General features: G+C 72.2%; 9 protein-coding genes. 1 reads left to right on the forward strand and 8 read right to left on the reverse strand.

What is annotated here, in order from left to right; all coding sequences use genetic code 11:
• Positions 1–22: 22 nt before the first annotated feature.
• The 8 genes from amaP to CG719_RS34540 form a co-directional block, all read right to left on the reverse strand.
• A complete protein-coding gene (gene amaP / locus CG719_RS34505) occupies positions 23–601 on the reverse strand; it encodes an alkaline shock response membrane anchor protein AmaP (protein WP_100572652.1) in 579 nt (192 codons plus the stop codon).
• A 4-nt stretch (positions 602–605) separates the two neighbouring features.
• Positions 606–1,277 (reverse strand): DUF6286 domain-containing protein, encoded by a 672-nt coding sequence (locus CG719_RS34510; RefSeq protein WP_100572653.1) that lies wholly within the window; start codon positions 1,275–1,277, stop codon positions 606–608.
• Positions 1,274–1,648, reverse strand: coding sequence for a hypothetical protein (locus CG719_RS34515; RefSeq protein WP_100572654.1), 375 nt, complete (start codon positions 1,646–1,648; stop codon positions 1,274–1,276). The genes CG719_RS34510 and CG719_RS34515 overlap by 4 nt, the downstream gene beginning before the upstream one ends.
• A gap of 6 nt (positions 1,649–1,654) precedes the next feature.
• A complete protein-coding gene (locus tag CG719_RS34520) occupies positions 1,655–1,837 on the reverse strand; it encodes a hypothetical protein (protein ID WP_100572655.1) in 183 nt (60 codons plus the stop codon).
• 81 nt (positions 1,838–1,918) lie between these two features.
• Positions 1,919–2,410, reverse strand: coding sequence for an Asp23/Gls24 family envelope stress response protein (locus CG719_RS34525; protein ID WP_199836894.1), 492 nt, complete (start codon positions 2,408–2,410; stop codon positions 1,919–1,921).
• A 79-nt stretch (positions 2,411–2,489) separates the two neighbouring features.
• Positions 2,490–3,293: an enoyl-CoA hydratase/isomerase family protein gene (locus tag CG719_RS34530; RefSeq protein WP_100572656.1), complete on the reverse strand. Its 804-nt coding sequence runs from the start codon at positions 3,291–3,293 to the stop codon at positions 2,490–2,492.
• Positions 3,294–3,424: 131 nt separating this feature from the next.
• Positions 3,425–3,646: a helix-turn-helix domain-containing protein gene (locus CG719_RS34535; protein WP_029385158.1), complete on the reverse strand. Its 222-nt coding sequence runs from the start codon at positions 3,644–3,646 to the stop codon at positions 3,425–3,427.
• A 334-nt stretch (positions 3,647–3,980) separates the two neighbouring features.
• Positions 3,981–5,579 (reverse strand): ABC-F family ATP-binding cassette domain-containing protein, encoded by a 1,599-nt coding sequence (locus CG719_RS34540; RefSeq protein WP_100572657.1) that lies wholly within the window; start codon positions 5,577–5,579, stop codon positions 3,981–3,983.
• A gap of 242 nt (positions 5,580–5,821) precedes the next feature.
• Here CG719_RS34540 and CG719_RS34545 point away from each other — a divergent pair, with 242 nt between their 5' ends.
• Positions 5,822–6,235: a VOC family protein gene (locus CG719_RS34545; protein WP_100572658.1), complete on the forward strand. Its 414-nt coding sequence runs from the start codon at positions 5,822–5,824 to the stop codon at positions 6,233–6,235.
• Positions 6,236–6,323: the final 88 nt, after the last annotated feature.

Below are 6,323 nucleotides of genomic sequence, written 5' to 3' on the forward strand. Positions count from 1 at the left end.
GCCGGCACCACACCGGGCCGGGTCAGCTCACTCGCTCCGCGCGATGCCTCACCGCCCTCAACCGCACCTCCGCCGGAAGCGCCGCGAGACGGGCGGAGTCCCGGGCGTGGACGAGGGCCCGGCCGGTGAGGTGGTCGAGGACCGCTCCCGGGTCCGCATGGGGTTCCAGGAGGAGCCGCACATGGGTCCTGGGGGCGCCGCGGCGGCCGGTCAGACGGACCTGGGCGCCGGCGACGCCGTCGGGCTGCTCGGCGTCCGCGGCCAGGACGTTCTCCAGGGCCCGGCCCCGCAGCAGGGCCGTCTCGCCGTCCCCGGTGTCGACGACCACCTCGCCGAGCCGCCGCCGGCGCACCACCGCGGCCAGCCACCACAGGGCCAGCAGCACCAGGACGGCCAGGGCGCCGAGAACGGCGGGCCACCACCAGCCGGCCTCCCGCCACCGCGTCCGCTCGGCGGCGCTCAGCAGGACGTCGTGCCGGCCGCGGTGGATCCACCACGAGGGCGGCCGTACGCCCATCCCCACGGCAAGCACCGATCCGCCCACCACCAGCAGCACAAGACCGACGAGCCCGGTCAGCACCCTGTGGACGATCCCGCGCACGTCCTCACCCCTTCCGTCCGGGCCGCGTGACGCGCACCGTCAAGGCGTGCGGCCGGGTCAGGCCCAGGCCCCGGACCGCCTCGGTGAGCACGGTGTCCAGGTCGGCGCGCACTTCCTCCAGCGTCCGGAAGTGCGAGACCACGCGTACGTCGGCCCTGCGGCGGCGCAGCCGCACGCGCGCCGACCGCACGCCGGCGATCTCCATGGCCCGGTCGCGCAGCACCAGCGCGGCGGCGTCCCGGTGCAGCCCGGCCCGCACGTCGGGATGGGTGCGCCGCATGGGCAGCAGGTGGCGCAGCCCCGGAGTGGCCGCCAGCACGAGCAGCCACAGGCCGAGGAGCGCGGTGACACCCGCGCCGACCAGCACCCAGGTGTCGTCCAGCGGTCGCTCGGCCAGCTGCCGGGCGAGCTCCCGGCGCCAGCGCAGTCCGGGCCGGCCGGCGCGGACGGCCGCGATGTCGTACAGGAAGGCGCCCGCCACGATCAGGAGCAGCAGGGCGACGATGCCCGCGGGCACCCGCCGCGGCGACCAGAACCGGCCGCCGCGGCCGTCCCCGCCGTCCTGGACGGGCGGGGGGCCGCCGGTGTCCGGGGCGGCCGGCCACCCGAGGGTGTCGTCCTTCTCGATGACCGGCAGGCGTTGTGTGGTGCCCTCGGAGCCCTGGGGCTCGCTCATCGCGTCCTCCCCTGTGCCGTGCCGTACGCGGGTGCCGGATGCAGCCGTTCCACCAGGACCGTGACCTCCGGCACCTGTATTCCCACCAACGCGCCTACCCGCTCGACCACTTGGCGACGCACCGCACCGCAGCACGCGCCGATGTCGCTGGGGTAGGGGAGGTCGAGGACGATCCGGACGCGGGCGACGTCGTGGCGCACCACCACCGTGGCGTCCGGCGGCGCGGCGTCCGGCGGCAGGGCACCGAGCGCCTCACGGGCCGCACGGGCGGCGATCTTGGCGACGACACGGTCGGCGATCGTCGTCGCTCCGCGGTCGCCGGGCAGCAGGCCGGCCGGGACGGTGCCCGGCTCGCCGTTCCCACCGTTCACCGGGGGTCACCTCCGGCGGTCACGGGGGCGGAAGAAGTCGCCGAGTTCCAGGTCCCCCTCCAGGAACCGGCCGACGACGAAGCCGACGGCGCCCAAAGCCGCCACCAGCAGGAAGGCGCCGAAGCCGCCGAAATACCCGGCGAAGCCCAGCGCCATACCGGCGATCATGCCGGCCACGGCCATGCTCATTGCGCGCTCCTCAACTCCTCGGCCGTCGCCGGGCCGTCGTCCGCTCGCCCTCGGTCCTTCGCCGCCGTGGTGACCGGTGGGTCACTGGAGGCGCGGCTCGATCTCCTCCTCCTCTTCCTCCGGCAGTTGGACATCGCTGACGGCGATGTTGACCTCGACGACCTCGAGACCGGTCATCCGCTCCACCGACGCGATCACGTTCTCCCGGACCGCCCGCGCCACGTCGATGATCGACACGCCGTAGTCGACGACGATCTCCAGGTCGAGCGCGGTCTGCACCTCGCCGACCTCGGCCTTCACGCCGCGGGTCACGGACTTCGTACCGCCCGGGACGCGGTCGCGCACGGCCCCGAAGGTCCGCGCGAACCCGCCGCCCATGGCGCTCACCCCGACCACGTCGCGCGCGGCCATCCCGGCGATCTTCTCCACGACCCCGTCGGCGATGGTGGTCCGCCCCCGGGTGGCGGGGTCTCCCAGGCCGCGCCGGGTCGCCTGTGCCCTGCGGGTCGCGGTGGTCTCCGGTACCTCCCGCTCGCCCTCGGAGGTTTTCGTCCGGTCCTGTTCCATGGTCATCGCCGTACGTCCTTTCGGTCGCCGTCCCGAACCACGGTAGGCGGACGGGAACGATCGCGCGCCCGGTGCGGCGGCGCCGTCAGTCGCCGGTGCCGGCGAGGTCCCGCAGCCGCCGGGCCTGCGCCTCGCGTTCGGCGGCGCGCTGCTCCTCGTACGACCGTTCCCGGGCACCGCGCAGCAACGCCTTGGTCTCGACCACGGCGTCGCGGGGCGCTGCGAGGAGCGCCGCGGCCAGGTCCCGTGCGGTCGCGTCGAGCTGGTCCGCGGGCACGGCGAGGTTCGCCAGCCCGGTGTTCACCGCCTCGGCGGCGCCCACGTACCGGCCGGTGAGGCAGATCTCCAGCGCGCGGGCCTGGCCGACCAGGCCCACCAGCGGATGCGTGCCGGTGAGGTCGGGGACCAGCCCGAGACTGGTCTCGCGCATGGCGAACTGCACGTCGTCGGCGACGACGCGCAGATCACAGGCCAATGCCAGCTGGAAGCCCGCCCCGATGGCGTGCCCCTGGACCGCGGCGACGGACACGATGTCGTTGCGCCGCCACCAGGTGAACGCCTCCTGGTACTCGGCGATGGTCGCGTCCAGCTCGGCGTCGGAACCACGTGCGAGGTCGAGGAACGACGGCTCGCCGTCGAACCCCTCGGGCGTGAACGCCTGCCGGTCGAGCCCCGCGGAGAAGGACTTGCCCTCACCGCGCAGCAGCACGACGCGGACGGAGCCCGGCAGCAGCCGACCGGCCTCGGTCAGCGCCCGCCACAGAGCAGGGCTCTGCGCGTTGCGCTTGGCCGGGTTGGTCAGCGTCACCGTGGCGATCGAGTCGTCGACGGTGAGCCGTACGCCGTCCTTGTCGAGTACCGGATCGAGGTCGTGCTCGGGCGGGACCATGGTGCGCCTCCGACGGGTGCGGTCATCGTGGATGCCCTCGCGGGCATCATAAGTGACTGCACAGTAACTACCCGGCCGATCGGAGAACCGACCGGGTGGTCACCGTCGAAAGCCGTGGGCCGCCCGCGGTTTCAGGCCGACGGGGCCTTCTTGCCCCGCGTCGCCCCGCCACGCCCACGGAGCGTGACACCCGACTCGCTGAGCATCCGGTGAACAAAGCCATACGAGCGGCCGGTCTCCTCGGCCAACGCCCGAATGCTCGCACCGGCGTCGTACTTCTTCTTCAGGTCTGCCGCGAGCTTGTCGCGCGCGGCGCCGGTCACCCGGCTGCCCTTCTTCAGAGTCTCGGCCACCCGTGCCTCCTCATGGGAAGTGCGCTCTGGTCCCCTCATGATCACCCCTCCGGGGCCCGATGGCCACCCATTCGGCAAGGTCCGTGAGACCCACCCGTGACGACAGGAGCACATCCCCACAAGCGGAATCCGTCATTCCGCGCCTCGGCGCCCGTACCGCCGTTCGGGTTCTTCCGCGAAGTGCCTGGTCAGGGACGCACGACGGCCGAGCCCTTGGCACATAAGGGCTCGGCCGCGAAATCGATGGAGGACACACCTCGATACGAGGAGATCTCACACAGATGGTGGATCACCAATGGGCTGAATGATCCATACGCCGTTGATCGCCTGTCGGTCAGGCGAGGGCGACGAGGTCCGCGTAGTCCGCGCCCCACAGGTCCTCGACGCCGTCCGGCAGCAGGATGATGCGCTCCGGTTGCAGCGCCTCGACCGCGCCCTCGTCGTGCGTGACGAGGACGACGGCGCCCTTGTAGGTACGCAGCGCGCCGAGGATCTCCTCGCGGCTGGCCGGGTCGAGGTTGTTGGTGGGCTCGTCGAGCAGCAGGACGTTGGCGGAGGAGACGACCAGGGTCGCCAGTGCCAGGCGGGTCTTCTCGCCACCGGAGAGGACCCCGGCCGGCTTGTCGACGTCGTCGCCGGAGAACAGGAACGAGCCCAGCACCTTGCGGACCTCCACGAGGTCCATGTCGGGAGCGGCCGAGCGCATGTTCTCCAGCACCGTGCGGTCCGGGTCCAGGGTCTCGTGCTCCTGGGCGTAGTAGCCGAGCTTGAGGCCGTGGCCGTCGATCACCTCGCCGGTGTCGGGCTGCTCGACGCCGCCGAGCAGCCGCAGCAGAGTGGTCTTGCCGGCGCCGTTGAGCCCGAGGATGACCACCCTCGACCCCTTGTCGATGGCCAGGTCGACGTCGGTGAAGATCTCCAGGGAGCCGTACGACTTCGACAGGCCCTCGGCGGTCAGCGGCGTCCTGCCGCAGGGCGCCGGCTCCGGGAAGCGGAGCTTGGCGACCTTGTCGGACTGGCGGACCGCCTCCAGGCCGCTGAGCAGCTTGTCCGCGCGGCGGGCCATGTTCTGCGCGGCGACCGTCTTGGTGGCCTTGGCGCGCATCTTGTCGGCCTGCGAGTGCAGCGCGGCGGCCTTCTTCTCGGCGTTGGCGCGCTCGCGCTTGCGGCGCTTCTCGTCGGCCTCGCGCTGCTGCTGGTAGAGCTTCCAGCCCATGTTGTAGACGTCGATCTGGGCGCGGTTGGCGTCCAGGTAGAACACCTTGTTGACGACCGTCTCGACCAGGTCGACGTCGTGGGAGATGACGATGAAGCCGCCGCGGTAGGTCTTCAGGTAGTCGCGCAGCCAGATGATCGAGTCGGCGTCGAGGTGGTTGGTGGGCTCGTCGAGGAGCAGGGTGTCGGCGTCGGAGAACAGGATCCGGGCCAGCTCGATCCGGCGGCGCTGACCGCCGGAGAGGGTGTGCAGGGGCTGGCCGAGCACCCGGTCGGGCAGGTTGAGCGCGGCGGCGATGGTGGCGGCCTCGGCCTCGGCGGCGTACCCGCCCTTGGTGAGGAACTCGGTCTCCTGGCGCTCGTACTGCTTGAGCGCCTTCTCGCGGGTGGAGCCCTTGCCCGTGGCGATGCGCTGCTCGTTGTCGCGCATCTTGCGGATCAGCGTGTCCAGGCCGCGTGCGGAGAGGACGCGGTCGCGGGCGAGCACGTCGAGGTCGCCGGTGCGGGGGTCCTGCGGAAGGTAGCCGACCTCACCGGAGCGGGTGACGGTGCCGGCGGCCGGGATGCCGTCGCCGGCCAGCACCTTGGTGAGGGTGGTCTTGCCGGCGCCGTTGCGGCCGACCAGGCCGATGCGGTCGCCCTTGGCGACGCGGAAGGTGGCGGACTCGATGAGGACGCGGGCACCGGCGCGCAGCTCGATGCCGGAGGCGGAGATCACGGACAGACTCCAGGGCTGGGGCGCCCCCTGCTCGTAGAGCTCGGGGGAGGGAGGCGGGTGGGCGGCTGAGGACGTACCCGCGGTCTAATGCACGAGGAGAATGGCCATGGGGGACATTCTAACGGGGGTGGGCAAGCGCTTTTCCGGGTGTGTTCGCGCCGGGGCGCTGTCAGTGGCCGGTGCCAGACTGGGCGGCGCACCGCACTCGTCGGTGCGCATCGACTCACAGGGAAGTGATCGGCATGGCGGACACGGCCGGCGAACGCCCGAGCATCTACCCGACGCTGCTGTACGCGGACGCCAAGGCGGCCGTCAAGCAGCTGACGGAGGCCTTCGGCTTCACGGAACTGGCGGTGTACGAGGGCGAGGACGGCCTCGTGCACCACGCCGAGCTGGTGCAGGGCAACGGCGCGGTGATGCTGGGCTCGAAGGGCCGCGGCGGCCGCTTCGACGAGGCGATGCGCGGCGCGGGCCCCGCGGGGGTGTACGTCGTGGTGGACGACGTGGACGCCCACCACCGGCACGCGGCGGACCACAGCGCGGAGATCCTGATGCCCCCGACCGACCAGGACTACGGCTCCCGGGACTACTTGGCCCGGGACGTCGAGGGCAACATCTGGAGCTTCGGCACGTACGCGCCCCGCGTCGAGGGCTGACCGCTCCGCGGCCCCGGGGGCCTAGGGCCAATACCGGTGATTTAGGTTGTTTTCCGGCTGGTTGAGGTGGCTCTGGTTGGCCCGACCA

The sequence above is a fragment of the Streptomyces sp. CB01373 genome (genome assembly GCF_002803075.1).
Taxonomy (GTDB): Bacteria; Actinomycetota; Actinomycetes; order Streptomycetales; family Streptomycetaceae; genus Streptomyces.

Bases quoted from the DNA above. Each gene is read 5' to 3' on its own strand.
- CG719_RS34510 (WP_100572653.1), bottom strand. From the start codon at position 1,277: ATGAGCGAGCCCCAGGGCTCCGAGGGCACCACACAACGCCTGCCGGTC.
- CG719_RS34525 (WP_199836894.1), bottom strand. From the start codon at position 2,410: ATGACCATGGAACAGGACCGGACGAAAACCTCCGAGGGCGAGCGGGAG.
- CG719_RS34545 (WP_100572658.1), top strand. From the start codon at position 5,822: ATGGCGGACACGGCCGGCGAACGCCCGAGCATCTACCCGACGCTGCTG.
- CG719_RS34520 (WP_100572655.1), bottom strand. From the start codon at position 1,837: ATGAGCATGGCCGTGGCCGGCATGATCGCCGGTATGGCGCTGGGCTTC.
- CG719_RS34530 (WP_100572656.1), bottom strand. From the start codon at position 3,293: ATGGTCCCGCCCGAGCACGACCTCGATCCGGTACTCGACAAGGACGGC.